The organism is Lysinibacillus sp. BPa_S21, assembly GCF_023337795.1.
Lineage (GTDB): Bacteria > Bacillota > Bacilli > Bacillales_A > Planococcaceae > Lysinibacillus.
On sequence record NZ_JALIRS010000005.1, the window covers coordinates 303,518 to 327,950 of the forward strand.

At 33.2% G+C, this 24,433-nt stretch carries 28 protein-coding genes; 14 read left to right on the plus strand and 14 right to left on the minus strand.

Annotated elements, in window-relative coordinates:
* Positions 1–88: 88 nt before the first annotated feature.
* Positions 89–688 carry a nitroreductase family protein gene (locus MOK21_RS13000; protein ID WP_249074417.1) on the minus strand — a complete coding sequence of 200 codons (600 nt, stop codon included), beginning with the start codon at positions 686–688 and terminating at the stop codon, positions 89–91.
* 198 nt (positions 689–886) lie between these two features.
* Complete coding sequence (locus MOK21_RS13005; RefSeq protein WP_249074418.1) at positions 887–1,933, minus strand: DUF418 domain-containing protein; 1,047 nt, start codon at positions 1,931–1,933, stop codon at positions 887–889.
* Positions 1,934–2,137: 204 nt separating this feature from the next.
* Between MOK21_RS13005 and MOK21_RS13010 the strand changes: the two genes are divergently transcribed.
* Entirely contained in the window at positions 2,138–2,401 is a 264-nt protein-coding gene (locus MOK21_RS13010; protein WP_249074419.1) for a Parvovirus coat protein VP1-like protein, read from the plus strand.
* A gap of 170 nt (positions 2,402–2,571) precedes the next feature.
* Here the strand turns inward: MOK21_RS13010 and MOK21_RS13015 are convergent, their stop codons facing one another.
* The gene (locus MOK21_RS13015) at positions 2,572–3,219 is read right to left on the minus strand and encodes a hypothetical protein (protein ID WP_249074420.1); all 648 of its coding nucleotides are present in this window, start codon (positions 3,217–3,219) and stop codon (positions 2,572–2,574) included.
* A 155-nt stretch (positions 3,220–3,374) separates the two neighbouring features.
* Positions 3,375–3,545 (minus strand): hypothetical protein, encoded by a 171-nt coding sequence (locus tag MOK21_RS13020; RefSeq protein WP_249074421.1) that lies wholly within the window; start codon positions 3,543–3,545, stop codon positions 3,375–3,377.
* 262 nt (positions 3,546–3,807) lie between these two features.
* On the opposite strand from MOK21_RS13020, the gene MOK21_RS13025 reads away from it, so the two are divergent.
* From MOK21_RS13025 to MOK21_RS13040, 4 genes are all read left to right on the plus strand, one after another.
* Positions 3,808–4,290, plus strand: a complete 483-nt coding sequence (locus tag MOK21_RS13025) for a CcdC family protein (RefSeq protein ID WP_249074422.1) — start codon at positions 3,808–3,810, stop codon at positions 4,288–4,290.
* Positions 4,291–4,621: 331 nt separating this feature from the next.
* The gene (locus tag MOK21_RS13030; protein WP_249074423.1) at positions 4,622–4,834 is read left to right on the plus strand and encodes a helix-turn-helix transcriptional regulator; all 213 of its coding nucleotides are present in this window, start codon (positions 4,622–4,624) and stop codon (positions 4,832–4,834) included.
* On the plus strand, positions 4,831–5,229 hold the full coding sequence (locus tag MOK21_RS13035; RefSeq protein WP_249074424.1) for a hypothetical protein: 399 nt from the start codon (positions 4,831–4,833) through the stop codon (positions 5,227–5,229). Before MOK21_RS13030 ends, MOK21_RS13035 begins: the two co-directional genes overlap by 4 nt.
* A 148-nt stretch (positions 5,230–5,377) precedes the next feature.
* Complete coding sequence (locus MOK21_RS13040) at positions 5,378–5,539, plus strand: hypothetical protein (protein WP_249074425.1); 162 nt, start codon at positions 5,378–5,380, stop codon at positions 5,537–5,539.
* Between the two features lie 164 nt (positions 5,540–5,703).
* Here the strand turns inward: MOK21_RS13040 and MOK21_RS13045 are convergent, their stop codons facing one another.
* Positions 5,704–6,027, minus strand: a complete 324-nt coding sequence (locus MOK21_RS13045) for a hypothetical protein (protein ID WP_249074426.1) — start codon at positions 6,025–6,027, stop codon at positions 5,704–5,706.
* A gap of 217 nt (positions 6,028–6,244) precedes the next feature.
* On the opposite strand from MOK21_RS13045, the gene MOK21_RS13050 reads away from it, so the two are divergent.
* Positions 6,245–6,724, plus strand: coding sequence for a hypothetical protein (locus tag MOK21_RS13050; protein ID WP_249074427.1), 480 nt, complete (start codon positions 6,245–6,247; stop codon positions 6,722–6,724).
* A gap of 50 nt (positions 6,725–6,774) precedes the next feature.
* On the plus strand, positions 6,775–7,296 hold the full coding sequence (locus MOK21_RS13055; RefSeq protein ID WP_249074428.1) for a hypothetical protein: 522 nt from the start codon (positions 6,775–6,777) through the stop codon (positions 7,294–7,296).
* 728 nt (positions 7,297–8,024) lie between these two features.
* On the opposite strand, the gene MOK21_RS13060 is transcribed toward MOK21_RS13055, so the two are convergent.
* Entirely contained in the window at positions 8,025–8,849 is an 825-nt protein-coding gene (locus tag MOK21_RS13060; protein ID WP_249074429.1) for an RNA-binding protein, read from the minus strand.
* 258 nt (positions 8,850–9,107) lie between these two features.
* On the opposite strand from MOK21_RS13060, the gene MOK21_RS13065 reads away from it, so the two are divergent.
* Positions 9,108–9,476: a DUF2750 domain-containing protein gene (locus MOK21_RS13065; RefSeq protein WP_249074430.1), complete on the plus strand. Its 369-nt coding sequence runs from the start codon at positions 9,108–9,110 to the stop codon at positions 9,474–9,476.
* 315 nt (positions 9,477–9,791) lie between these two features.
* On the opposite strand, the gene MOK21_RS13070 is transcribed toward MOK21_RS13065, so the two are convergent.
* A complete protein-coding gene (locus MOK21_RS13070) occupies positions 9,792–10,775 on the minus strand; it encodes an erythromycin esterase family protein (protein WP_249074431.1) in 984 nt (327 codons plus the stop codon).
* Positions 10,776–10,891: 116 nt separating this feature from the next.
* A complete protein-coding gene (locus tag MOK21_RS13075) occupies positions 10,892–11,215 on the minus strand; it encodes a hypothetical protein (protein ID WP_249074432.1) in 324 nt (107 codons plus the stop codon).
* Positions 11,216–11,582: 367 nt separating this feature from the next.
* Here MOK21_RS13075 and MOK21_RS13080 point away from each other — a divergent pair, with 367 nt between their 5' ends.
* Positions 11,583–12,419: a DUF3888 domain-containing protein gene (locus tag MOK21_RS13080; RefSeq protein WP_249074433.1), complete on the plus strand. Its 837-nt coding sequence runs from the start codon at positions 11,583–11,585 to the stop codon at positions 12,417–12,419.
* A gap of 315 nt (positions 12,420–12,734) precedes the next feature.
* Positions 12,735–13,343 (plus strand): hypothetical protein, encoded by a 609-nt coding sequence (locus MOK21_RS13085; RefSeq protein WP_249074434.1) that lies wholly within the window; start codon positions 12,735–12,737, stop codon positions 13,341–13,343.
* Here MOK21_RS13085 and MOK21_RS13090 read toward each other — a convergent pair.
* Together MOK21_RS13090 and MOK21_RS13095 are read right to left on the minus strand one after the other, a co-directional pair.
* Positions 13,287–14,570: a hypothetical protein gene (locus tag MOK21_RS13090; RefSeq protein ID WP_249074435.1), complete on the minus strand. Its 1,284-nt coding sequence runs from the start codon at positions 14,568–14,570 to the stop codon at positions 13,287–13,289. The two genes, MOK21_RS13085 and MOK21_RS13090, sit on opposite strands and share 57 nt — an antisense overlap.
* On the minus strand, positions 14,563–15,081 hold the full coding sequence (locus MOK21_RS13095) for an RNA polymerase sigma factor (RefSeq protein ID WP_374110161.1): 519 nt from the start codon (positions 15,079–15,081) through the stop codon (positions 14,563–14,565). The genes MOK21_RS13090 and MOK21_RS13095 overlap by 8 nt, the downstream gene beginning before the upstream one ends.
* A 597-nt stretch (positions 15,082–15,678) precedes the next feature.
* Here MOK21_RS13095 and MOK21_RS13100 point away from each other — a divergent pair.
* The 3 genes from MOK21_RS13100 to MOK21_RS13110 all read left to right on the plus strand — a co-directional run bounded on the left by MOK21_RS13100 (position 15,679) and on the right by MOK21_RS13110 (position 19,335).
* A complete protein-coding gene (locus tag MOK21_RS13100) occupies positions 15,679–17,889 on the plus strand; it encodes an S-layer homology domain-containing protein (RefSeq protein ID WP_249074437.1) in 2,211 nt (736 codons plus the stop codon).
* A gap of 559 nt (positions 17,890–18,448) precedes the next feature.
* Positions 18,449–19,000: a carbon monoxide dehydrogenase gene (locus MOK21_RS13105; protein WP_249074438.1), complete on the plus strand. Its 552-nt coding sequence runs from the start codon at positions 18,449–18,451 to the stop codon at positions 18,998–19,000.
* A gap of 143 nt (positions 19,001–19,143) precedes the next feature.
* A complete protein-coding gene (locus MOK21_RS13110; protein WP_249074439.1) occupies positions 19,144–19,335 on the plus strand; it encodes a hypothetical protein in 192 nt (63 codons plus the stop codon).
* A 231-nt stretch (positions 19,336–19,566) separates the two neighbouring features.
* On the opposite strand, the gene MOK21_RS13115 is transcribed toward MOK21_RS13110, so the two are convergent.
* The 4 genes from MOK21_RS13115 to MOK21_RS13130 form a co-directional block, all read right to left on the minus strand.
* Complete coding sequence (locus tag MOK21_RS13115) at positions 19,567–19,980, minus strand: hypothetical protein (RefSeq protein WP_249074440.1); 414 nt, start codon at positions 19,978–19,980, stop codon at positions 19,567–19,569.
* 223 nt (positions 19,981–20,203) lie between these two features.
* Positions 20,204–20,704, minus strand: a complete 501-nt coding sequence (locus MOK21_RS13120) for a pyridoxamine 5'-phosphate oxidase family protein (RefSeq protein ID WP_249074441.1) — start codon at positions 20,702–20,704, stop codon at positions 20,204–20,206.
* 178 nt (positions 20,705–20,882) lie between these two features.
* Positions 20,883–21,449 carry a hypothetical protein gene (locus MOK21_RS13125; protein WP_249074442.1) on the minus strand — a complete coding sequence of 189 codons (567 nt, stop codon included), beginning with the start codon at positions 21,447–21,449 and terminating at the stop codon, positions 20,883–20,885.
* A gap of 1,017 nt (positions 21,450–22,466) precedes the next feature.
* Positions 22,467–23,927: a beta propeller repeat protein gene (locus MOK21_RS13130; protein ID WP_249074443.1), complete on the minus strand. Its 1,461-nt coding sequence runs from the start codon at positions 23,925–23,927 to the stop codon at positions 22,467–22,469.
* Positions 23,928–24,099: 172 nt separating this feature from the next.
* Here MOK21_RS13130 and MOK21_RS13135 point away from each other — a divergent pair, with 172 nt between their 5' ends.
* Complete coding sequence (locus tag MOK21_RS13135) at positions 24,100–24,279, plus strand: tyrosine-type recombinase/integrase (RefSeq protein WP_374110159.1); 180 nt, start codon at positions 24,100–24,102, stop codon at positions 24,277–24,279.
* The last annotated feature ends 154 nt before the right edge of the window (positions 24,280–24,433 follow it).

Sequence of the window (24,433 nt, forward strand, 5' to 3'; positions counted from 1 at the left end):
GCCAAAGATACTACTTTATCTACAGTTTTTTATGCATGAAAAAACCAGTTCCACTTGGTACTGGCTTAGAAGATATCGTATATATACATTACTTAAAAAATTTCATTCGCTCTTCAAGTGGTTGGAATTCTTTTTCACCTGGTGATGCCGTCGGATTGCCAAAGGGCATTTGCGCAATAAGTTTCCAATTACTAGGAATATTCCATTCTTTTTTCACTTCATCATCAATTAGTGGATTATAATGCTGTAAAGAAGCTCCTAATCCCTCTGCTTCCAATCCTGCCCACACAACTAATTGGTGCATACCTGATGCTTGATTTGACCAAATTGGAAAGTTCTCAGCATATGCAGCAAATTGCTCTTGAAGCGATTTAACTACAGCTTCATCTTCTAAAAATAATACTGTGCCATAGCCTGCCTTAAAGGAATCCATTTTTTGTTGAGTTCCAGAAAAATCACTATCTCCAACTACTTTTCTTAATGTTTCAGTTGTGATGTCCCATAATTTATTATGTGCCTCACCTAATAATACAACAATACGTGCAGTTTGAGAGTTGAATGCTGACGGAGTATATTTCACAGCAAATTCTACAATTTCTTTAATTTTTTCATCTGATATTTTAACCTCTTTATTAATTCCGTAGTAAGTACGTCTTTCTTTAAGTGTAGTGTAGAAATCTTTAGTCATAATTTTTTCCTCCCAATTTACTGGATTGTTTTACTCACATTGCATCTTTGCTCTGTTTAGTGTTCAAAAAATATGATATCCAAAAAAATCTTAGAGTATACAAATAGTGAATTGAAAATAAAATTCAATAATTTTTACATATGATCCTAGCACAAAAAACTCCCTGGTAGATTGACATCAATCACCAGGGAGTCTCTATTATTTATTCGGCACTGCTTTTCTTCCATAAGTCATAAAGCGCCATACCTTTTCAAATGGCCCCATTTGAAAGAATCGGAACCAGATGACACTAAAGATAATTTGAATGGTAAAAGTTAAGCTAGCAATGATCACTACATGAGAAGGTGAAACAACTTCAAGCCCCATGAACGACATAAGAGCTAGACCAATAAAGCTTTGTGCTAAATAGTTTGTAAAGGCCATCTGACCCACTCGCCCAATTGGTTGAAGAAGCTTCGCAATTTTCTTATTCTCTAACATCACAAATAGACAAGCTAGATATAAATAAGTTGTCGGAATGACCCCTAAACTAATAACGGAATTTAGATTTTGATATTCACCTTGAGATGCAAACCAAATCCAAATTGAAATACCAACAAAAAGTGGAAACGTCACAAATTGTAGCCACTTTATTTGTTTTGAATAGTTACTTACATGACTAATCCAATCAGCTTTTGCTGCTAAAAAACCAGATAAAAACATGATAAAAATAGTCACTGCATCATTTCCTAATAGACCAAAAACCGTTGAAAAGGCTCCTTGATTTGGCATAAATAGTTGTCCAAGAATAGCAAGGACATGAACGGTAATGATACCAACTAGCCATTTACTAATTGTTGAAATCTTTGCATGATAAAAAGGTATCAGTAAAAAACCGATTACTGCATAAATAGCAAGGATGGATCCCCAGAAAATAAAAATATGAACAATGCCAATGAGCAATAAAGCTAGTAAACGTCTTGCAAATCGCCATCTTGGCTTATCACCACGCGCTTCTGCACGTGAAGCAAAAATATAAAAACCTACCCCAAAGAGGAATGAAAAAATTGAAAAGAATTTCTTCTCGATAAAAATATCAATAAGCGTATCAATAATACCATTAATTCCACTATAGTCAGGCATCGGTCCGCCTTCTACTATTACCTGGTAGGCCGCTACATTTATAAACAAAATGCCAAATAACGCTAGCCCTCGAATAATATCTAAGGAAACAATTCTTTCTTTTTGAGTAACAGATGGATTCATTCTTAAAACTCCTTATCTTTCATACTTTACTATGGCTATCATAGCTTCCCATCCTTACAGAAATTTTTTTAAAAGCTTACAGTAACCTTACATTTATAGATTTCATCATCTTTTTTCACTTCATTAGTTTTTAATCCCCTTCTGCATGCAAAAATTTCATATTTTATAGTAACCATTATTTCTTATAAAAAAGGAGAATAGACAATGTACAGACACCGCAAATTTGGTTTTTGCTACCCTGGTTATAAATACTGTGGACCAGGATGTTCAGGACCAGGTAGACCCATTAATGCTGTAGACTCATGCTGCAAATTACACGACGAATGTTATGCTCGATATGGTAGATCGAGATATTGTGATGAAATGTTCCAAAATTGCTTACGGCCCCAAATGAATGCAAATCATAAAATGGCTAGAGATGCCCGATTATTTTACAATATCTTCGAAATGCGCAATGGGTTCTTTTAAGCCGTAAAAATAGCTCACAATATTCTTTTTTGACTGTTTTCGTATAGATTGTTGCTCTTAACAAAAGGCAGATTTATTCTACACGTTTTGTAGAATAAATCTGCCTTTTGTTTGGATTTTAGTGAAATAGAAAATTTAAAACTAAAGCACCCCGTTATTAAAGTATCTAATTAAAAATCTTTATTCCATTCATCATCTAAAATGACACCTTTTTCATCGATATAATTCATAGCAATTGAACCGTGTTGTAATTTATCTTCGCTGTTTAGAAATGCTATGAATTCATTTAGGATTTTTTCGTCATCTTCACTCTTTTTACGGGTTACAGTAATACGAATAATCGGTGCAACATCAAACTCTTTATAACTTTTAGGATTAAGAGGGTCGATACTTAATTCTTGCCCGATAGTATCATTGGTAAAGAAAACGAAGAAATCAGATGTTTCTCCAAAATTCTCTTTTATAAAAGGACGGATTTCACTTTTTAAGTCATTTGCCCATTTATCCGCAATGTAAGTGTCCACCATTTGTTTTGTTTCATCATCATCATAATAAACTAAAAACTCAGTATTCGTTTTCTTATCTCTGACCTTAGCAGCATATTCAAATTCAAAGTTCCCCATATTATCATACAGAGTGTCATATATCTCGAAGTTATCATTAAAATTTTCTTCTAAATATTGTTCAGCTTGATTTCTTATTTCTTCTTCTTTATCTTTATCAGGTTTCATTTCTAATATAAAGGCCACTACAAGTATTCCAATTCCTACTAATACGACACCTAAAATGCCAAGTGAGATTTTAAGATATTTATTCAAAACAGCTCCTCCCTCATTTAATAATTTTCCACAAAAACCTCGAACACCTATTAAAGTATCCTGCCATGTTAGTTGAATAAGAAAAAGGTGGGATCTCAGTGAAATTCCATCTTGAAGTTAAACCCCTGTTAGTTTAGTAACTCGCTAAACGTATCCTATTTTTTTAATTGTTTGGCATTTATAAAAAATGCTGTTCCCAATATAAATATGCCTAAACAAACGAACATAGCAATCCCTGAGTATTCATCATCAAATACTGTTGTATTAACCAAAACAACAAACATCATTAGTACAAGTGATACATATAAGCCTTTAATGTATTTCATATGTGATGCCCCCTCTTAAAAGCCAACATAACAGTCCTGTTCTTTCGCTATTCAATTGTTGGCGATATTCCATTTCAATAGTACCATAAATTTCCTTACGTAGAAATTAAAGCGCGAAAGTACCCATTGGATTATGCCTTTTAGTTTTACCAGCAACAATTTTCGGGAAAACAACCCATTATTTTTCTTAAAGGAAAAATATGGTTTTCATCAGAATTTATGCAATAATAAAAATATTAAAACATAATTCAGGGAGGTTTTTATGCAAACTGACATACCAGCTACTTCTATGTTTCTCATTATTGGATTGATCATTTTAGTTCGTAGAATCCGTTCTATGTACAAACCAACCAAAGGAAGAGGCGTGCGAATAATTCTTCCGCTTCTATTTTTAACACCAGGATTTTCATTTTTTCTAAACGCTTCTGGGCACGTCACATACCTCCAATTATCTATAGCCATTCTTTTAGGAATAGGTTTTTCCATTCCTCTTATTTTATGGTCAGATTATGAAATACGAAATGATGGTTTAATTTATGCTAAGAAAAGTCCTGCTTTTATCATTACTTTCGCCATTATGATTGCTTTACGTTATTATTTTCGACAACATATTTCTACTATCGAACCAGCTACACTCAGTATGCTAATTTTCTTACTTGTTATTTGTTATTTAATTCCTTGGAGAATTGCTTGCTATATAAAGTATCAAAAGGTTCTTAAACTAAAAAATACAGTCAGCCTCTAACACCTTCCAAAATATCAGATGTATAAGTTTGTGAATAAAGCATTTATTGAACAGAGAAACATTTATTTTTATCTCCTTTACCTTTAACGATTGCAGAGTGTTCTGATCAAGTGAAACAATTTCTCCAATTCTACATCCTGTTGAATTGAAAAACACATAAACTCAAATATCGCTTTTTCCAAGGGAGTATGGCATGCCCCCCTTAATTTAACATTTTGTTAAAGCGTCATATGAGAATTATTTCAAATCCCATGTAAAGATTTCTTTACATATCACCAATTTATGGTATATTAAATGTAAAATCATCTTTACATATTGCGGGTGAATACTATTGAAAAATAAAATTCAAGCTTATCGGAAAACGAAGGGATTATCACAAGAAGAACTTGCACAAACATGTAAAGTGTCCAGACAAACAATTAATGCTATTGAAAATGATAAGTATGACCCAAGTTTACAATTGGCATTTACTTTGTCTCATGTTTTTGGTCTATCTATTGAAGAATTATTTATTTTTAAATATGAAGGGGATGGGCGTCAATGATAACTGTAAAAAAAGTTAGTCTATTTTGTTCTGTAGTTCTAATTATTTCAATTGGTGGTTATGGTATTTATGAATGGATTACAAAAGAGATAATTAATGCTTCTACACTATTCTTTGTTTTTTTAGGAATCGGTTTCCTATTTCAATCCTTAACTTGGGGTGAAATGGATGGAAAACATGAGGGTGAAAAAGATGAGATGGAAAAGCATATTACACTTTTAAGTTCTAAAATAAGCTATTACTTATTATTGTTTTTAATGCTAATTGTTCTAATGGTATCTGAAAAAGTAACTGCAATGAATGATATAAAAAATATTCCACTTGTTATTGTAATTGGACTTGCTTGGATAACAATGCCTATTACTGAATTAGTTGTTTCAAAAAAATATCGTTAATTTTGCGGAATACCATTAAAATGAAATCTTCTTAAACGAACAGGATGCTTTACTTAAAGATCATTGAGTTGCATAGGCAGCTCTTTTTTTCTTTATTGAACTAACGGTGCAAATAAATCATATATACTAATAGTTAGGGGGTGTTAGAATGTATGAAACAAGATGGGCTACCAATGAAGAAATTACAATTATGGCTGATCCTTGGTACAAAATGGCATGTGAATTGGGAGAAATAGACGGAATACCAAAGCCAGATTTAAAAAGATTTGAAGAAGTTAAAAACTTATTTGTAAAAGAATCTGAATTATGAGACCCGTGTTTTGCCTTCAGATTCCGCGTCACCACGGACACCCTTGCTCTTGGCTAACCTCTACTTCTGTCTTCGTGGTTCGGGACTTGCACCCTATAGTTCATACGCATGCCGGGCGCACATAAAAAAAGGTACTAGTTCTATTTTGAACTGACCCCTTTTCTCTATTCTCTATGTTTATAAGTATCATCCTGTTCCATTTCAGGATAAGGGAAAAGTTGCTTTATCTTTCCGTTCGATTTCTCATAATCATAAACATGGTATTTTTCATCTTCAAAGATTACAGTTGCTTGATATTTTATTCCAACCCCTATTTTTGAATCTATCTTATAAATATCATCTTCACTATAATTCTTATTGTTTATTAAATATTCATGAGTATCTTTTTTGATTGTGTAAAGCTGGTACTTTACATACCCATAAGTCCCTACAAAATAAAGGAGAAGTGCCCCGACTATAATTGAAAATACTATTGCAAATTTTTTCACTAACGTAACCCCTTTTCATTCTCTAATTATTCATTAGCAATGCTCATTATGCTTGGAAATAGATTTCTTCTAACGTTACAAAAACTTTCAAGTGCTACTTTAAATATATTAGTTACCCATCCGATATAAAAAAAGGGTCTCCTGTAAAAAAATACTAATAATAACAAATATTTTTTGAGGAGAAACCTAATTATTTATACATGGGAGGATAATTGACATGAAATTTACGAAACTATTTAGTTTTCTGCTTGTGGTAATAATGATGTTTTCGTTTACAACATCTACAACACTAGCTGCATCATCTTCAAAAACGTTTACTTCTAGGGATACAATGAGTTTAACACTTGCTCAACAAACAAGTGGAGATTCTAGTGTAGCTACATTTAACGTTTCTGGATTACCATCTGACGCTGTAGTTACTAAAGTGGTAGTTGATGCCAATAGTGGTCTCACATATGGAGGTAACGGAGCAATTGTTTCCAATACAGTATACATCAAAAATGATTCTATGAGCACTTATGCTTCTGCGCCTTGGGGTTCGCTTAATAAGACTGAAATAACTACTGGAGTTTTAGGAAAAATAGCTAACGGTACATGGTCTATTTATTATAATGGGACAAATGTAAGTATTTTAGCAGGTACTTCATGGAAGAAATATTCCTCTCCTAAATTAACCGTTTACTATAGCTACAATTAGAAAAAATAGTATAACTAGTTTTTTTGATCTCTCATAAAGGGGGTATAAAGATGAGATTTCCGACTATTAGTAGTGATACATTAAAATTGTTAGGTGTTGAAAATAAATTAACACCTATTTCAATGCCAAGTTTTTCAGGGATAAATGCGATGCCGACAAAATCAGCTCCGGCGATGAGTGAAGAAAAATATAAGGAAGCGATTATCGCACAGGCAAAAAAAGACTTTGAAAATGGTAAGTGTGGTGGCCATAAAAATCCTTCCTATATGACACTTAAGAACAGCTTTGTATCTGTAGTCTCACCTGACCGTAAAGGCTCGATCTCACAAATGTTAAGGCAATTACCATTCATGCAGCGTGGAAATATGAGCTATTTAGAGATAAAGGATGCGAGAGGGAATATTACTTCTACCTATTCACCTCATAATGGTTGGCATGCAATCGGTACAAGAGAAGAACAGCGTCGTGAAAGTGAATTTGATGCTATTTATATAGAAACTTGGCGCGCATTAAAAGCAGAAGCACAGCAGCAAGTAAAACCAACATCTAGTTCGATTGATACATTTATTTAAGTTATACAAAACATACAAAATAACGTTCCCAAATGAAAATTTGGAAACACATTAAAAAGCCACGAATGTTGTTAAATCAACATTTTGTGGCTTTTTCTAAACTAAAACATAATATTTATTAAAACCAACTAAGTCGGACATTTTGCAGAAAATATAGTTTCGTTAAACTATGCCGAAACACTTCCACCAATAACTATACTAAACCCTAGTAACTATAACTTAATTTATACGATAAAGACAAAAAGGAAAAAAGAAATATGTAACATCTATTCTTGCTCATTTAAATCGTTTAAATGGCGAATAAGTAATGCCACCTGAAGATGATATGCCTTTAAAGTTTGTAAAGAAAAACCTCAATTTAGAAAAAAATACTAACGGGTCAGATGTAAACCGATAATAAAATTGTTTAATATTATTATAAAAATATAAGAGCCTTGCTACACTCTAGCGTGTAGTAAGGCTCTTTAAAGTTGTTTAATTTCTATACATTTAAAAGGTATTTGTACTTAAAATTCATTAATAAAGTTGTTTAATTCTTATTGAACTAAAGCACCTGTTTCTTTAAGTGTAATATTTCAAAATCCTTCCTAAAAAAATATCGGACTATCTTTTTAGATTGAAACATAAAAACTAAACTTTGTACTACAACTAAAATTTAAAATACTGTGTTACTAAATAGAGGTGTTATAGCTATAAAAATCTTCTTACCTACTTTATTACATCAATTACTAGGGGAATGGAACTACGGTATACTTAAGCCATCCGGTACGTTTTAATGTTCTTATATCTCTAAATTCTCCATCTTTTCCGACTACAAAAAGAATATTGTTTTCAGGATAATCTTCACCTAAAGAAGTCACTGAATTTTGTTTGTAAGATACCACCTGTATATTTAAAAAATACTTCCCTTCACACAACACTTTACTTTCTTTAAAATCGTTTAAAATATCACTGGCTTTCGGGATTGTATTGTTATTTTCGTAAACATTAAATATATAATGGAAATTAATAACTGACTCATTGTTCAAAGGATACAACGATTCATTTTCATCGCTTGTTAGTGATGGTAATAATGAATTGGTGTCTATTTTTTCTTTCTTTCTAAGGTCATCAATTAGCCTTTTTTTTTGATCTTTTTCAATATTAAAATCAAGATAATAATTTTTTGAAGGTCCATCCATTAAATGGTATTTTTCGATAATCTGATTGGACGCCTTGATAAGTTCAGGATGTTGTTGAATATATGCTTCTTTAAATAGTTGTAAATAAACATCGTCACTTTCGTCAGGAATAAATTGATTTGTTCCTCGATTAAAGGCTAATTTGAGATTTACATGATAAGGTTTATAGATTTCTACATAACCATACTTACTTTCACCACGCTCACCATCATTTTTAGCACTTAGTATGTTGTAGTCCTTTATTCCGTAGTTTTCCAAATGATTTTTAACATTCTCTTCTACATCTTTTTTGGGGATTTCGCAGCCCATTAACAAAAGGAGCAAAAAAGCAATTATAATAGCAAGATTTTTTTTGAACAATTTAAAATACATAACAAAACCTCTCATCAATTTTGATGTTATTTCCTGTTAAATTCTCCATTTTATATAGTAACACCTTCTTGCACTAAACTGCACCGTTAGTGGAGGACGGATTTTTAAACAACTTTATTATTTTTTAAATGACTTTATTGTAAATTAAACAACTTTATTATCTCTGCACATCAGATAGTTGAATAAAGGTTATGCAATCAATAGTTACTTTTTTATTTGATATCTTTTTTAGAATGATACCGTAAAGGAATGACCTATATGAAACTAATTAAACGATTTATTTTTAATCGTCCAGCAGAAAAGCGACTTGCATATTTTTATGGTATGGTTGCAACCGATGAACAGGTGTGGTTATTACGCGAAGAAAACGGCGACTTGTTACTATTCGAAGACGAAGACAGCCATCCATTTATACTACCTGTTTGGCCAACCCGAAGCTTTGCTGAAATCATGGCTGCCAATTTAGACGAGTCATTCGAAGTGTTCAACATGCCACTTTCGATTTTTCTAGACGATTTACTTATTGATGTTGAAAATGACGGTGGTGCCATATCGATCTTCCCAAACGAAAACGATACAATCCTTCAAACACGTGATGAAATAAAGGAAATGATTCGCAATTTATAACAAGCAGGATACTCCCTGTTACTATAAGAATAGCCTATAAATCGGAAAATAATAAGTAAGACAAGTTTGTACAGTCTCTTATTGAACTAACAGGTGCATTTATTGAACAGAGAAACATTTATTATGGTGTTTCTCTGTTTTAAAAAAACTAAAAATACTTCTAAAATCCCTTCCTAAGCTTTCCACTTAGTTATCACAGCTGATATTAAAGTAAACTTCTCTTTCTTTATCTCACTCTGCTATTTCTACATTTTATGCCCAATTCGTTCAACTAATAATCAGTGGAGATGAAGAAAGTCCCCACTGATTAAAGTTTCATTTTATATAATTTGGCTTACTTACTTTATCAATTAGCAGAAGGCCATCATATTGATCGCGCGGAACAAGACTTTCCTGAATCATTCCCCAGCTATAAGATAAGCGTGGCTCAAACATCCATGAGTTTCCTCGTTCATTTTGACGGTTTCGTAAGTCGATAAATGTGTATGGTTTATTAGACGATGAAAGAATATCCTCGATGGATCCTTTTACTGGCGGTAAAACGGCCATAGGCTCTTTGAAATTGTTTGCAATTTCCCCACTAGCCATATAAAGACCAAGTACATAGCTGTACTTTTTGTAGATATCTGGTAGAAGTTCACCCATTAACTTTATAGAGCCAGGGGAACCCTTTACTTCGGATTGTGCTTTACGAATATGGTCGTTATGCGCCCAGACGATGAATTTTTCAGTTGGATAAACTTCCTCTGCTAACCAAAGTAGGTTTTCCATCATTGCTTGGTCACGCCATTCCGTTGTCTTAAAAGAAGAATCATTTTTATTTTGTTCATATTCAATATTTTCTTGAATCGATAGTTCTACAAATTCATCTGCTAAACGGATACGGTCAGCTAAAGTGCGTTCCATAAGCTTTACAATATGGGGCTCGCTCGGATAAGCCGCTTTTAACTCTTTTTCTTTAAGCTGTACTTGTGATTTTACTTGTTTATACACTTCGATAATGCCTGGTTTCGCCTTTTGGTAGCCTTTTAGATCCGTATCGAAACTCCAGTCAAAAAGCTGCTCCTCTACTTCACTTAACCGTTTCGCAAGCTGACTATTTTGTAGCCAGTTGCCGTTTGTGAATGCACCTTGCTGTTGAATATCAAAACCTGCTAACTTTAATGGTTTATCGGTTTTCTGTGTTTTTTTAGTATATTCAAATAACGGTAGTGTTTCTTTTGTCCACCATATACGAAAAATAGCATCTTTCATCGTTTGTTGCGCTGTTTGTTTATCAATTTGACCTTGGGCATTCATGGCATTCCCTAAACTACTTTCAAAGGCAAGAACGTTATAGCCCATTTCTTGGTGTAAAAATTGAATAATACGTGTTTTTGCTAGGTTAAATTCAGCTACACCATGGGAACTTTCCCCTAAAAAACGATGCGCTTATCATGCAATAAAGGCTTAAGCATCTCTAAATCTTCAAATTCACTTGATGGAATTTTTTGTTTACCGATTGTTTCCGGTTGAATGGATGTCAAGCTGTAAGCATGGTCATTTGTCCACTTTTTCCAATCTTGCAATGCTTCATTAGATGTGCGGGCTTGCGTTGCCTCCGAATTATTCTCTAACGCTATGCGCTCTTCTATCGCCGGAACTGCTGCTGATGCATTTGATACTCCGTTAAACGCTACAAAGCTTGTTAGAGCAATACTTAATGAAAATAAAGTCTTACGTTTCTTACCTTTCGTCACTCTCAATCAGTCCTCCCCTATGTATAAGACTAATTATAAGTAGATATGCTTAAATTCCCCTTAAATTTTGTTTAAATTTGACTTATTAATATAATTTTGGTTAATCACCAAAATTGTGAATAGAATTTTTTTAAAATATATGCCCTGTATTAGTTGATTGGAGTGAAGGTTTGGCTACGGTTATTCAACTACCATGAAAATAAATCCCTGGCACTAAAAAGAACATGCTTCTGAGTACAGTTCCATCTTCTGTGGTGTAGCGCTGGTTTTAGCGCTTCAGGGATGGCTAACAATGCAGTTTAGTAAGAATAATTTAAAGATTTCAGTGAAAAATACTCATTAACTAAACCTATTAAAGGAGTGTTCGATGAAGAAAATCCTGGTAATATTATCTTTTATTTTTCTTAGTATCCATATTAATAACCTTCAAGTGGTTGCGGAAAAACCACCGAATGAAAACTTATACAAAGATGCTTTGTTACCATTAATTTCAGGAAATCATGATGCTCAAAGTGAACAGCCTGATTATAAGCTTATTTATGATACTTTGATTACAACACTATTCCCCTCTATAGCGAAAGAAATTGATAATTATTATGGCTATCCCAAGCAATTTATGGATGGAAAAATTCTGAGTATTACTAGAGAACATGAGGGTGAGTTTAGCTTTATTACAAAAGTCCAAGTCACAACATTTGAACATGCACATGACCCTCCTTATGGTAAGGAAACAATGACTTTTAATATAAGCCCATTTGGGGTTAAAACCATTAGCTTCCAACATGAGGGCGATCAATTAGAAAAGGATATAAATGAATTTTATAAAGCAACGTTGTCAGATATAAAACAGTCTTTTAACTTGAATTTAGAGTCATACTCTTCTTACACATACAATCAATTGCAATACCAAACAGAGATAAATAATGAATTTACCTCTCTTTTTAAAATTGTAGAAGAAATAGTAACCAACATATTGCTTCCGGAGAGAAAGATACCCGACAAAAATGTTATTGACCCTGTAACCTTTATAAAAGACGACACAGGTTATATACTCTTTAAAAAGTCAGATGGGACAAATGTAAATTATAAAGTACAAAAGAAAGATGGTAATTGGATAATAACAGACAAAAGTAGTAAACAAGGTAAGAAGATGGATTATAAAATACCATGGTATATATGGAAAAAAATTAAGCCTACTGATTAATTCAGTTAGGCTTTTTTAATAATATAAAATCTGTGTGTATTGGTTTCAGTTTGTAGTATTTGAAGTAGGCCTTCAAACTGAATTTTTAACGGAATTGAAAGATATATAATCCTTATTCAACGAACGGGTGCTATTTTCCAAGAAGAGGATTGGCTTTTTTTATTGAAGAACGACGCAGATTAGTTAAAGAAAGTCCGTAATTAGTTAATTCTGGTGAATATTTCATGCATATTTATAGGTGATCGCAAAATTATTATCATAATAAACAATGCTTGGGTAATAATATGTTTATCTTATAAAACTGGAGGTGAAATAATGAAAACAACGCTACTAACATTGGGTGTCTTATCCAGTTTCCTTCTTATATCCTTTTTACCAACTGAAACGTTAAACCAAAAAACGTCAGCCTCAGAAACCTCTACACTTAAATTAGAATATCCAGATAATCAAAGTAAATCTTTTATCGAAGAAGATGAATTCTATAGCAAATTAGATAAAAACATCTATGAAGAGTATAAAGATGCTGCATTCAGTATGAGAAAAAAAGTTTCCTTTAAAGAAGTAGCAGATACAGAACTAACATTCAAATTGAAAACTAAACTCGGTTCAGAAAAAATGGATAACCTAAACTCGCCTCATATTCATCCCAATCGCCAAGTATATTTTATGGGTTCTTTTCACCAAAATGAAAAGGAAGAATGGCACAAATTTGTAGTAATAGACGCTGAAACACAAAAGGTACTTCTTGGAGGAGACCATTATCATCTGTACGATAATCCTTACAGTAACCGGAGTAGAACGGACCTACCTGTGGGACTTGATCCTAAAAGAGGGGTACTAATTGATACCAGTACCTCCCTATTCATATTAAAAATTCACTTTAATTCCATTAACCATAATGGAATTAATTTGGTCGAGCTTTAATGGTTCCTCTGACAGTAACTTCAGTTTCACTTGATGTTCATCAGAGAAGGAAACTAAACTTTTTAATTCCTTATGACTTCCGTCTTTTTTAACAATTGTAGCCGTTAATTCTTCCGTTTCTGTCGCATCGCCTTCTCCTATAATCGTTAAACCAAGTGGAGAAACTTTCAGCTCTTTCACTTTCCAGTCACCAAAGTTCATAGCAAATGGCACCGACTGCCCTTTCATCTCTTCGAGTTTGAAGGTTGCTTCCCAATTTCCCTCCACATATTGACCAGCTGTATAAATCTTTGCCTGCAACTCATACTCAGCTATATTGATATCCTTCACATTAAATATATATTCCTCATAATTATAAGCATAAATTGGTTTTCCTTGTTCATCTCTCCCGTAGGAATAACCCACTATAGGAAGAATCTTCTGACCTGCTTGATTCACTAAATAAAATTCTCCGTGTTCAATCGCATTATTGGCGGGCCACTCTGTTTGCACGTATAGTTTGTCATTTTGAAGTCCTATATTTTTAATTCGCATTCTGTCGTATAGTGGTGTTTGAATATTTAACATACCTGCTGGTAGTACATATACATCTTCTTCAAGAAGCGCTCCTTCTCCACCACTTCCACGAATTGTATCATCTGGCAAGAGCTCTGTTTGTTGTTCTTTTACATCTTTTAAATCCAGAGGGAATGTTACATCCTCTAACACTGATTTATCACTTAAAAAAGAACGGATTTTTAACTTAAAGTTATCGGTACTACTCCCATTAAACGACATAAATCGAACCAAGGCTGTTTTCGTTGTAGGATCAAAACCAATTCTTTCAACTGTAAAAGACCGTCCTTTTGACATAGAATAATCATAAATATCCAATGTTTCATCAATACGGTTTCCTTCAACATCCTGCATTGTTACATACACGACGGCCATATCTTCATCCTGCATCGCTGAAACGATTTCCATTTTTATGCCATCATTTTCAACAGTACTTTCTATTGGTTCAAGTAATGCAGCTATTTCAGGGCTAATATGCCATAGCAAATTTTTTACATCGTCAATCATTACAGCACCCACTGTCATAGAGCTAGCTAGAAATACAGTAGCCACTGCTGGAATGAGCCACATTTTCTTCTTTTTTTTCTTTACTTGGCTAACGCCCATTTTCGCTCTTTTGTGTAAATCTTTCGGCAATGGAATCGACTCCACTGATTCTTTTAACTTATCCATAAAAATCTGCCTCCTCTACTTGAACACGTAATTTTTTCAATGCACGATACAGGACTGACTTTACTGTTCCTAATGGGATTTGGAGCGTGTCAGCAATTTCTTGAAAAGTATAGCCCTCGTAATATTTCAGTAATACAATTCCTTTTTCATCACTTGTCAATTCCTCTAATAGCTGTCTTAGTAAAACTTTAACGGTAGGGTCAACCTGTTCAAACGGTATATTGTCTATGTATTCATTTTGCACAGGCACAATCTTTTTTATCTTTTTTAAACGATTCAATGAACTACTAATGGTAATCTTAATAAGCCATGTTTTAATGTACGCAGGTTCTTTTAAGCTTTCAATTTTATCGAACGCTTTATAAGCAGTTTCTTGTACAATATCTAGAGCCTCCTCTTCGTTCTTCAAATAAATAAATGCCATTCGATATATATCTGCTTCATACATTTGAAAAAGTTTTAAAAAGGCTTTTTCATTTCCTTTTTGAGCTTTTTTAATTAAACGAATAATGTAACTCACTCCCTTCTCTACATTAGACAATTTAGTTCATGATTTACTTAAATAATTTACATTTTCTCAAAAAAAGTAGGGAGAATATTCTCCCTACGATTTCATTTATTATTATTCCAATTAATTTTTAATAAATTTTATTACGAAGGATTTCTCAAAACATTATTATCTTCGCCATGAACGATTAAGTTGAATTATATATTCCTCTAATTCATCATAAAGTTTTGCATGCCACGATTTTGATTGTTCTATCCACGAATTTGGCGGGGCTATCCACGATTTTAATAGTTCTATCCACGAATTTGGCGGGGCTATCCACGATTTTGAAATTATTCTTATTTGAAGCTAAATAAAAAAGTTTGATTCATAACATCTCACCTATATTGATTTTTAGAGTTGAGATGTTTTTGTCTTTTTAAAAAGTTATTCTACTATCACTATCTAGCCACGAACACCACGGAATGCTAAAACAATTATCCTACATCCAATCATTTGAGATTAAGGAGTTTCTCATAATTCCCAAACGAAAAGTGTATTTTTTACCAGTTCAAAATCCCTTGTAGTTTATGCTAATATTTAGGCTTTCGGAGGTATTTTATGAAAAAAATTTACGCATATTTACTTGTGGCAGTTCTTAGTGCCATATTCGCTACATCAGCTGATGCTGCATCGATTTCGCTTGACGAAAAAATATCTGGAACGGCAACACAAAATCAATGGATTACATACGATATTACGATTCCAGAACTTGGTTTTTTAACGATTGATTTTGAAGGTGCTCAAAACAAAATGTATCCGGAGTTTGAACTGTATGGTAAACAATTATACCTTTTTATAGATAGGGGAACGATTGGGATAGATGGCCGTTCTGTAACATACGGCGTAAAGGCAGGGACCTATAAACTGCGTATCAGTACTTTGGAACACATTCCTTCTGCTCCCTTCTCTTTTACAGCAAGATTTACTGCGGGTCATACATATGACGTTGAGCCGAATGATAAAATATCATCTCAACTTCCAGAAATTCCTGCTAATACAACCATTAAAGGTACAACAAATTTAGGTCCTGGCGTAGACTATTTCAAAATCACTTCACCAAAAGATCAATACCTACATGTTTCTGGGACAAAAACTAGCTTAGCCGTTTACAGCGATGACAATAAATTGGTATGCTATGGCCATTACGGTAATTTAACAGTTCCAATTAAAAGTGGTACTTACTATATTGAAGCTCACGGTGATAACTACGAATTTACATATTCATTTACAGATGCTCCAAAAAACAGCGAATTCGAATATAATAATACGATTGAGACAGCGACACCTCTGCCATTAAACAAACAAATAATTGCGAGCGCTAACTTTTCCTCCGATGAAGATATGTTTGCATTTTCAGTCCCCAAGCTAGGCTTTGCAAAGATAGATTTACAAAAAGATAGCCAAACAGAATATAACTTTTACGTCTACAATAAAAGTGGCAAAAAATTATTTAAATTCAGCAGTGCGAAATCATTCCAAATGGGCTTAGAACCTGACAATTATTATTTGAAGGTTGAACCTGGATCGGATAATGAAAAGTATGCACTTACGTTATCTTTTGAAGAGAATGCTTATCCAAATATTGAAGATAACAATTCAATTGAAACGGCACAGCTACTGCCCTTTAATACACCATTGCGTGCTATTTCACCTGGAAGACTAGGAAATGATAATGTCTATAAATTAAATGTTGAAAAAGCCGGTTACCAAGAAGTCCATATTGATTTAGACGCTCCGGCAAATGCATTTATAACGGTTTATGATGCAAACGGTTACCAAATTGGTCGATGGAACCGTGGGGAAGTAAAAAGCGAACAAACTTATTCAATAGGTCTAGGCAAAGGTACTTACTATGTGGAGATTTCTACATTTGAATCTAACCCATATACAATTCAAGTAACGACAAAGAGTGACTATGCGGAACAAGAACAGAACGACACAAGGAGTAACGCCTCCCCTGTTCACTTCAATAACATGATGTATGGCTATTTTGATCAGCGTCATGACGTTGATTATTACACATTTACAATCGATAAAACAAAAACTATTTCCTGGGTAATGGACCCTCTTCAAGTGAGTACTATGAATATACAAATACTTGATTCTTTCAATAAAGTAATTTGGGAAGGTAGACGTTTTAAACAAAGTGGCGAGAAGGAATTAAAGAAAGGGACGTATTATGTTAAAGCTACTGCAATGAGTGATGGTGAATATACCCTTTTATTTAATGGTGGATTATCGAATAATTTCAAAGATGTGCCAAAAACACACACTTATTATCAAGAAATTATGAATATTCGTCGAGCTGGCATTATTACTGGCTATGAAGATAATACGTTTAAACCAACGAATCCAATGCAACGTCAGCACGTTGCAGCAATGATTGCTCGTGCGAATGCACCTAGTATCCCAACAATGTTAAACCCATATGCATTCCCAGACGTTCCTATTACGCATCCAAATTACACGAATATCCAAAAGCTTGTCAGTGGCGGGATTATCGATGAAAATCCGAATGGTTTTAATCCAAATGGAACAATCACGCGAGCACAAATGGCGAAGATCTTAGTAAAAGCTTACGAATTAGAACCAAAGAGAAATTTCCCTATTACTTTTAAAGACGTGTCAAAAACGGATTGGTACTATGAATACGTACAAATTTTAGCTCAATATGGTATTACAACGGGCGAAAATGGCTACTTTAAACCGAATCAACCATTATCACGCCAGCACTTCTCCGTATTTTTAGCACGAACAATTACTCAATAAAAAAAGGCGCAAAGGAAATCAACGTTTCCTGATGCGCCTTTTCTTCAATTTCAACCGTCCAAATCATAGAAGATTTTTGGGTTTTTGGATTGTATAAATTTTATCAAGTTTGCTGAAAAGCAATATCCTGAATTACAAATAGTCAACCAAATTTCTCCGATTGACCTTATAATACGAACGGTTGCAAGAGTTTTAGATCAAGATACCGAAAGTCAAAGGAGTTATTCTTATTGAGCTAATGAAGCAGTTTAGGTGCTTTTGTATTTTAATTTCAAATAAAGGAAATTAGTGTTAATATTAAAATGAAGTATCAATAATCTAAATGTGATACATATAAGCCTTTAATACGTTATACCTCCACCCTAATAACAGTTGTACTATTAAAAATAGGATGCTTAAAGCAAGTTGCTAAACTAACGAGGGCTTTACTTGAAGATCATTGAGTTGCATAAGCAGCTCTTTTTTTCTTATTGAGCTAACGAAGCAGGTTAGTCGAAGAAGGCATTAATTTAACTGAACAGGACACACTAATCCTAAATATAATTTAGGGTGATGAAAATTGAATAAAAATATTCCTCTTCTATTGGTTTTATTTAGTATATTTATTTATGGGTTGTATGGCGAAACAGTAAATGCAAATCCGAACGACACTCCACCTTCTTTTGAGGAAGGGTTCACTGAAGCTGGTTATAAATCTGTAAAAGCAGCAGTAAAAGAATTTGAAAATCATTTTAAATGTGATGTAAAGTTACCTAAAATGTTACCTTCAATTTCTTTCACACATAAATTTGGAAAGTTTGTTGAAGATAAGAACTATAATATGAATGATTCCTTAGAAATCAGGTTTGTTAATAAAGATATAAGAGAAAATATCTTTAAAATGGACATTCGTCCTTCAAAAAATAAATTGAACTTCAAAGATAAACTGAACTTTAATGGTAAGGAGTATACACTTCAAGATGGTAGTAAAGGTATTTATTTTGAAGACCAGTTATTTAATTTTTTTGTCTTTGAAAAAAATAATTTGCAGTATTTGTTGGGGATATATAATAAAGTGACCCATACAGAAACACCTGACATATTAGTCAGAATAGCTAATTCAATTGACTAACTTCTTCAGATAATCACAGGGGAACAAAAGTTATATTGGTGAATATTTTGTGTACCCTATTTCGAGAATTACGGAAATGATTTGAAATGTTTTAGGCTATGTGTGGAAGTGACTTGCCTTAGGAGAGGAGAGGCGATAAAAAAATGATTGAATTACGAAAGATAAGCGGGGATAACATAGATGAAATAATAGCACTTGAAGTTGAAGAAAACCAGAAAGACTTTATAGAAACTACTAACCTCAGAAGCTTTGCGGACGCTCATATGTTGAACGCAGACGGTATACCAGCGACTCCCTTAGCCATTTATGCCGATGAAGTTGTGATTCTTGTATAATTTTATTCCCTTCGCCCTCTAAAGAATTGCCACCGGGCGAGATTGTTTTAGGCGCAGATGTTATACTTATAATTTTGACATCAACAATACAATTTTCAATTTTGAGTTTATTAACTGTTGTTTTATTTTTATTCCACAGACTATATAAAAAAGATATAACGAATAGAAATAGCTACAATTTTAAAGGGATATTTTCAAACTTTATTCCAAACCAACATTTGTAAGAATGTATTATTTTTTATTTGGATTTCGATCAATAAACTCAATAATATCATTTTTCATATAAGATATAGCATAATCGTAATAAAAGTAACGGTCAATGTCCCCATTTTTTAATGCTCTATCTAGTGCTTCAAATTGTTTTTCCGCTAGGTATGCTATCAATTGTTGGGGATAAATATCACGTTTTTCGGCAATTTCAGCTATCGTTTTTCCGTTATTCCATTCAGACCTGTATTCCTTTTCACTTATATCAAGGAACCGGTAAAGTTTATCGTAATCAAACTTATAATGAAATGTTTGGGGAACTTTTCTCTCATAAATGTCTTTAAATTCTTCGTTATTTTTATTAGCATAGACTCCAACAACATTCCCAGTTAGATTCAAGGTAACAATAGCTATTAATACTACAATAATTCTTTTCATCTTTCGAACCCTCCATTTCACCACTATTATTCCCGTTGGACTGTTATTCATACGTTTTAAATAGAATGATGGTTGTTACTGGTGGCTCACTGAATTGGATACAGGATGGTACTTATGTAGAAATGAAATGAATCGTTCAAGATTATCGAAAGAAAAAATTGCAAAAAGGGCTTATAAAATTAAAAAGCTAAGAATGGTAAAAATCAACCATTCTTAGCTTTTTTTAATGAAACATGCCGTGATTAATTTTACCTGTCAACTTTTCTATCTGTACTTCAAATAATTCAATTTTAGGCATGATTGGATACCCTTCTTTTTCAAATGTCCATTCTGGATTGCCATATTTCTCAAGAAGTGCATCAAAGAACCATTCCTTCTTAGACTCCTCTTCGATACGAACGACATGTCCAAAAAGCACTACACTTTGGTAAACAAGGGCAGACTGACAGGCATATTTTTTTCCTGGGTGTAGGTCACCCATTTCACTAATTTCTATACATATTTTAGGATTTGATTTGATATTCGACCAAAAATGGCTTTCTCGAATATTGCCAATGTGCAAATAAAGTTTGTCGTCACCTTCATACACATATACAAATGGAATAACATAAGGAAAACCTTCCTCATCAACCGTTGCAACATGTGCCACTTTTCCTACTTTCAAAAATTGCTGTGCTTCCTCTTTTGAAATTTCTACTCGTTTATTTTGAATAGCCCCTCTCATCCTACATCCCCCTTTTATAATAGATAACAATTAAGTCTATGTTAACTATTTTAACATATATATATTTTACATCTTTAAGATAATAAAAAAAAGACTCATCATTAAAATATAATGAGTCTCTGATCACGTAGCTTTTAATTGAAAAAGACGAAAACGACCTTTGCCATTTTAGCCAATTTTATTTTCCTTTATCGTAAGTGTTTCTTGTAAGATTGATCTTTGGCATATAAGTATATCCACCTGCTACGGTTTCTTTTGTTTCAACATCATAAATTGCATATCTACCTCTAAATTCTTTTTCTGTGTCTTTAAAGGAATAAAAGAAATAAACTTGCCTATCAGGGCTAATAGCCTGATGGTAATTAATATCTATATCAGGGTAGGGTCGAAGAATATTTCCATCAATGGTTATATAATTTAATCCTTCTACCTCATTAAACAATAACCTTTTCCTAAAATTTACAGATGCATCAGGTATTTCTTTAAAAAGAGCAATATCTAAATCCCTTTGCTGTGGCTTTGGCTTCTTCTTAAATCTTTGATAAACCTCCTGATGTACAGGATACTTTAGGTCTCTTAATGCCTGGTAAAATTCATCTACAGTTTCATCAATAACTTTTTCCTTATTTGCAGGAAATATATATTCATTTTTATCTGAAGGTGTAGTTTGTGCATAAACAGGATCTCCTAATAACATAGAAAGACTGAACGAAAATATAAGTATAGACAAGAATGGATTTTTCATCTTAGGTTACTCCTTTTTAGAAGTAACGTACCCTAAATCGCTTTAGCTATACTGCTCCGTTCTTTGAATAAGGACCTTATTTTAAAACATCGATTAATATATTGAGAAATATAATAAACAGTAAAAATATATGTATCCACACTATAAATTTTATGATTAATACCGCCCAAACATTTTTTAGTAAACTATAGTGATGAACAAGAAAAATAACCAAAAGACAGAATATTCCACGAAGGATACTACCATCTACAAATAATGAAACTACATCTATCAATACAGATATAATAAATAAAATGACATATACTTTATATATCTTTTCTTTGTCTTTCGTGTTGGAATTGATATATTATTTTTACCCTTACACCTTATATATTTGATTTTACCTTCCTCAACTATCCTGCCTCGTTAGGACAACAAGAAAACAAGATGCTGCCGCTGCAACACCTTGTTTAACTTAGCACCCTTCAGTTCAACAAAATTTTTTCTTTCATCAATACCAGTAATATTGGATGGGAGGCATGCCATACATATTTAGCTGAAAAATTTTTCCTTTTTAAAATAACTCCAGATACGTGTAAAGATAAAAAACACTACAAGACTGACACTCAAATTAATACCTTGATTAAGTATCCATATATTCGATAGTTGTATACTGCTCATTATATTATAAGTGAGAGGTATCACGAAAACTGTTAAAAAACCTATTAAGAAACCCTTTTTATCCAAAGTGAAAATTTACTCCTTACCATTTCTATAATATACTCGCTAATTCTTAGCTCCCTGCATTACGTTTAAGTATATTTTATAATAACCTTTCTACTTTAACATAAATATCGAATTTTTTTATTAAGTTTTCTTTCAGAATCTGGCCAAACTTTATCTCAACTAACCTACACCGTTAGTTCAATAAAGAAAAAAAAAGCTGCGTCTGCAACCCCAATGATTTTATGTAAAGCACCCCGCTCGTTTAAGTGAAATGCTTCACATTGTTTTTTCATGGATATATACTTCAAACTTTTACCGTCTCTGCGGAATCGTCATTTCTTCCCACGAATAATCGGGTATAGTTGCAATCCATAAAGTATCTTCCATGATATCCACATCCCAAACCATGAAATTCCTCGCATCAAACACTTTTTCAGATTTTCTTTCATCTTTCATGTTGATGGAATAAATAGCTTCACCTCTAAGTGTAGCTCCGAATAATTTCTCTCCTTTTTTAACGAATTTAACTACCTCTTCATCAACTTTAATTTTTCTCCAATTTCCCTCTTGAAGATCTCGGATCCAAATTCCACTTAGTGTGGTAATCAATAGCCTATTATTAATCACTTTCATATCTAGAGGCTCATCATTTCTATTCGGCATAGTTATCTCTTTCCACTCATCATTTTTCTTTTGAAGAATCTTCCTTTCTTCTGTAAGTCCTACCAATTCCCCATCATCCGATATTTGAATCACATCAAGTGGTTTAGGTACTATACCTTGTTCCCAACTCTTCCCTTGATTGGTCGTATAGTAAACCTTTCCATTTGATAGAACAGCAATATGGTTGTTGATTGAATAATCGATTTTCTCGATTGATTGGTCTAATGAAAGAATTTTCGTTCCTTTACTTTTTGATGTCATACCTACCCACAACTCATTTTCGGTCGCTATATATAAGCGATCATTCCTATCAAACCACGCGTGTGTTACATTATTATTAACTTGGAGTTCTGTCCATGATTCTCCATTGTTATGGCTCCATTCAATAAAAGGTTGCTTGGTTATACTAAATTGTGTTGGCTTTTTGTCTCCCCATACCACTAAAGTGGTTTTTCCAGCGACAACTCCCGTAATCGCCATGCCTTTTTTTGTTAGGTTATTGATGCCATTACGTTTGGCTATTAATCCTCCACCGTATGGTAATTTATGAATGGCACTGACCACATCACCGTTTTGAGCATTGAATGAAATTCGAGTAAAACGGTTATCTCGATCATTTCCAAACACTGTTAGAATAGGCAATCCATCGATGCTATCAAGTGTAAAATGATATCCAGTTGCCCAATCCTTTCCTGGTTTTAGTCCGTATTTATCCTTTGCTAGTTGAAGAACATCAGAGCTATCCAACTTAATCTCATTGTAGTGTATTGTTGGATCAGGATCCGGTGTTTGCTTAGTCGGTCTAAACACGGTAATTTTCTTTTCTGAGATACCAATTAGTACATAATCCTCTGTTCCTGGAACCATAAAGATCATAAACCAATTAAAGCGTCTCCCAGTTTCTCCTCTTGAGCCTCCCATCGTTTCATCTACACTGTTTACACTAGTAAGTGTTGCGTTTACATTCCATTCTTTTGCTCTCTGTAATCCAATATTAATCGCTTCTTTTAACGTAATTTCACCATCTGAAGCCTTTCCTTCACTACCAATCAAATTTACAAAAACTAAAAAAACAACTAAAAAACAGGCGATTTTTTTTAAGAAACTCAAAATGAACACCATCCCATAACTAAATAGGCATATTAATCATATGATTAATATGCCTATTTAGAATGGAGTAAATCCTTTGTTATATTCCATCTTAGAATCAATATAACAAACAAAATACTCCATTTATCAGAGAATCCTTCTTGCACTAACCTGCAACACCGAATCTCCAGTCATGCTGGAATTAATAAAGCCACATCAATTAAGACAAAGTTACGCTACACACCTATTAAACAATGGTGCACCTATTGAAGTAATTCAAAGTTTAATGGGGCATGAAAAAAGTGAAACTACTCGGCTTTATGCACAACTAAGTGGAAAGCTTAGGAAGGAATTTTATCAGAAATATTTTTAGTTTATTTAAAACAGAGAAACACCATAATAAATGTTTCTCTGTTCAATTAAAGCACCCGTTAGTTGAACAACATAACTTCCAATTTGAATCAATAATCAATTGAATTGGCTATATCTATCAAGGTTTCAGGAGTAACTTTATCTGATACTCGTTT

What these genes read in the sequence shown, in the direction of transcription:
- MOK21_RS13055 (WP_249074428.1), top strand. Translation starts at nt 6,775, where the DNA reads ATGAGATTTCCGACTATTAGTAGTGATACATTAAAATTGTTAGGTGTT.
- MOK21_RS13040 (WP_249074425.1), top strand. Translation starts at nt 5,378, where the DNA reads ATGTATGAAACAAGATGGGCTACCAATGAAGAAATTACAATTATGGCT.
- MOK21_RS13135 (WP_374110159.1), top strand. Translation starts at nt 24,100, where the DNA reads ATGCTGGAATTAATAAAGCCACATCAATTAAGACAAAGTTACGCTACA.
- MOK21_RS13005 (WP_249074418.1), bottom strand. Translation starts at nt 1,933, where the DNA reads ATGAATCCATCTGTTACTCAAAAAGAAAGAATTGTTTCCTTAGATATT.
- MOK21_RS13070 (WP_249074431.1), bottom strand. Translation starts at nt 10,775, where the DNA reads ATGAATGCCCAAGGTCAAATTGATAAACAAACAGCGCAACAAACGATG.
- MOK21_RS13050 (WP_249074427.1), top strand. Translation starts at nt 6,245, where the DNA reads ATGAAATTTACGAAACTATTTAGTTTTCTGCTTGTGGTAATAATGATG.
- MOK21_RS13010 (WP_249074419.1), top strand. Translation starts at nt 2,138, where the DNA reads ATGTACAGACACCGCAAATTTGGTTTTTGCTACCCTGGTTATAAATAC.
- MOK21_RS13020 (WP_249074421.1), bottom strand. Translation starts at nt 3,545, where the DNA reads ATGAAATACATTAAAGGCTTATATGTATCACTTGTACTAATGATGTTT.
- MOK21_RS13065 (WP_249074430.1), top strand. Translation starts at nt 9,108, where the DNA reads ATGAAACTAATTAAACGATTTATTTTTAATCGTCCAGCAGAAAAGCGA.
- MOK21_RS13125 (WP_249074442.1), bottom strand. Translation starts at nt 21,449, where the DNA reads ATGAAAAATCCATTCTTGTCTATACTTATATTTTCGTTCAGTCTTTCT.
- MOK21_RS13115 (WP_249074440.1), bottom strand. Translation starts at nt 19,980, where the DNA reads ATGAAAAGAATTATTGTAGTATTAATAGCTATTGTTACCTTGAATCTA.
- MOK21_RS13080 (WP_249074433.1), top strand. Translation starts at nt 11,583, where the DNA reads ATGAAGAAAATCCTGGTAATATTATCTTTTATTTTTCTTAGTATCCAT.
- MOK21_RS13110 (WP_249074439.1), top strand. Translation starts at nt 19,144, where the DNA reads ATGATTGAATTACGAAAGATAAGCGGGGATAACATAGATGAAATAATA.
- MOK21_RS13090 (WP_249074435.1), bottom strand. Translation starts at nt 14,570, where the DNA reads ATGGATAAGTTAAAAGAATCAGTGGAGTCGATTCCATTGCCGAAAGAT.
- MOK21_RS13000 (WP_249074417.1), bottom strand. Translation starts at nt 688, where the DNA reads ATGACTAAAGATTTCTACACTACACTTAAAGAAAGACGTACTTACTAC.
- MOK21_RS13120 (WP_249074441.1), bottom strand. Translation starts at nt 20,704, where the DNA reads ATGAGAGGGGCTATTCAAAATAAACGAGTAGAAATTTCAAAAGAGGAA.
- MOK21_RS13100 (WP_249074437.1), top strand. Translation starts at nt 15,679, where the DNA reads ATGAAAAAAATTTACGCATATTTACTTGTGGCAGTTCTTAGTGCCATA.
- MOK21_RS13085 (WP_249074434.1), top strand. Translation starts at nt 12,735, where the DNA reads ATGAAAACAACGCTACTAACATTGGGTGTCTTATCCAGTTTCCTTCTT.
- MOK21_RS13025 (WP_249074422.1), top strand. Translation starts at nt 3,808, where the DNA reads ATGCAAACTGACATACCAGCTACTTCTATGTTTCTCATTATTGGATTG.
- MOK21_RS13035 (WP_249074424.1), top strand. Translation starts at nt 4,831, where the DNA reads ATGATAACTGTAAAAAAAGTTAGTCTATTTTGTTCTGTAGTTCTAATT.
- MOK21_RS13060 (WP_249074429.1), bottom strand. Translation starts at nt 8,849, where the DNA reads ATGTATTTTAAATTGTTCAAAAAAAATCTTGCTATTATAATTGCTTTT.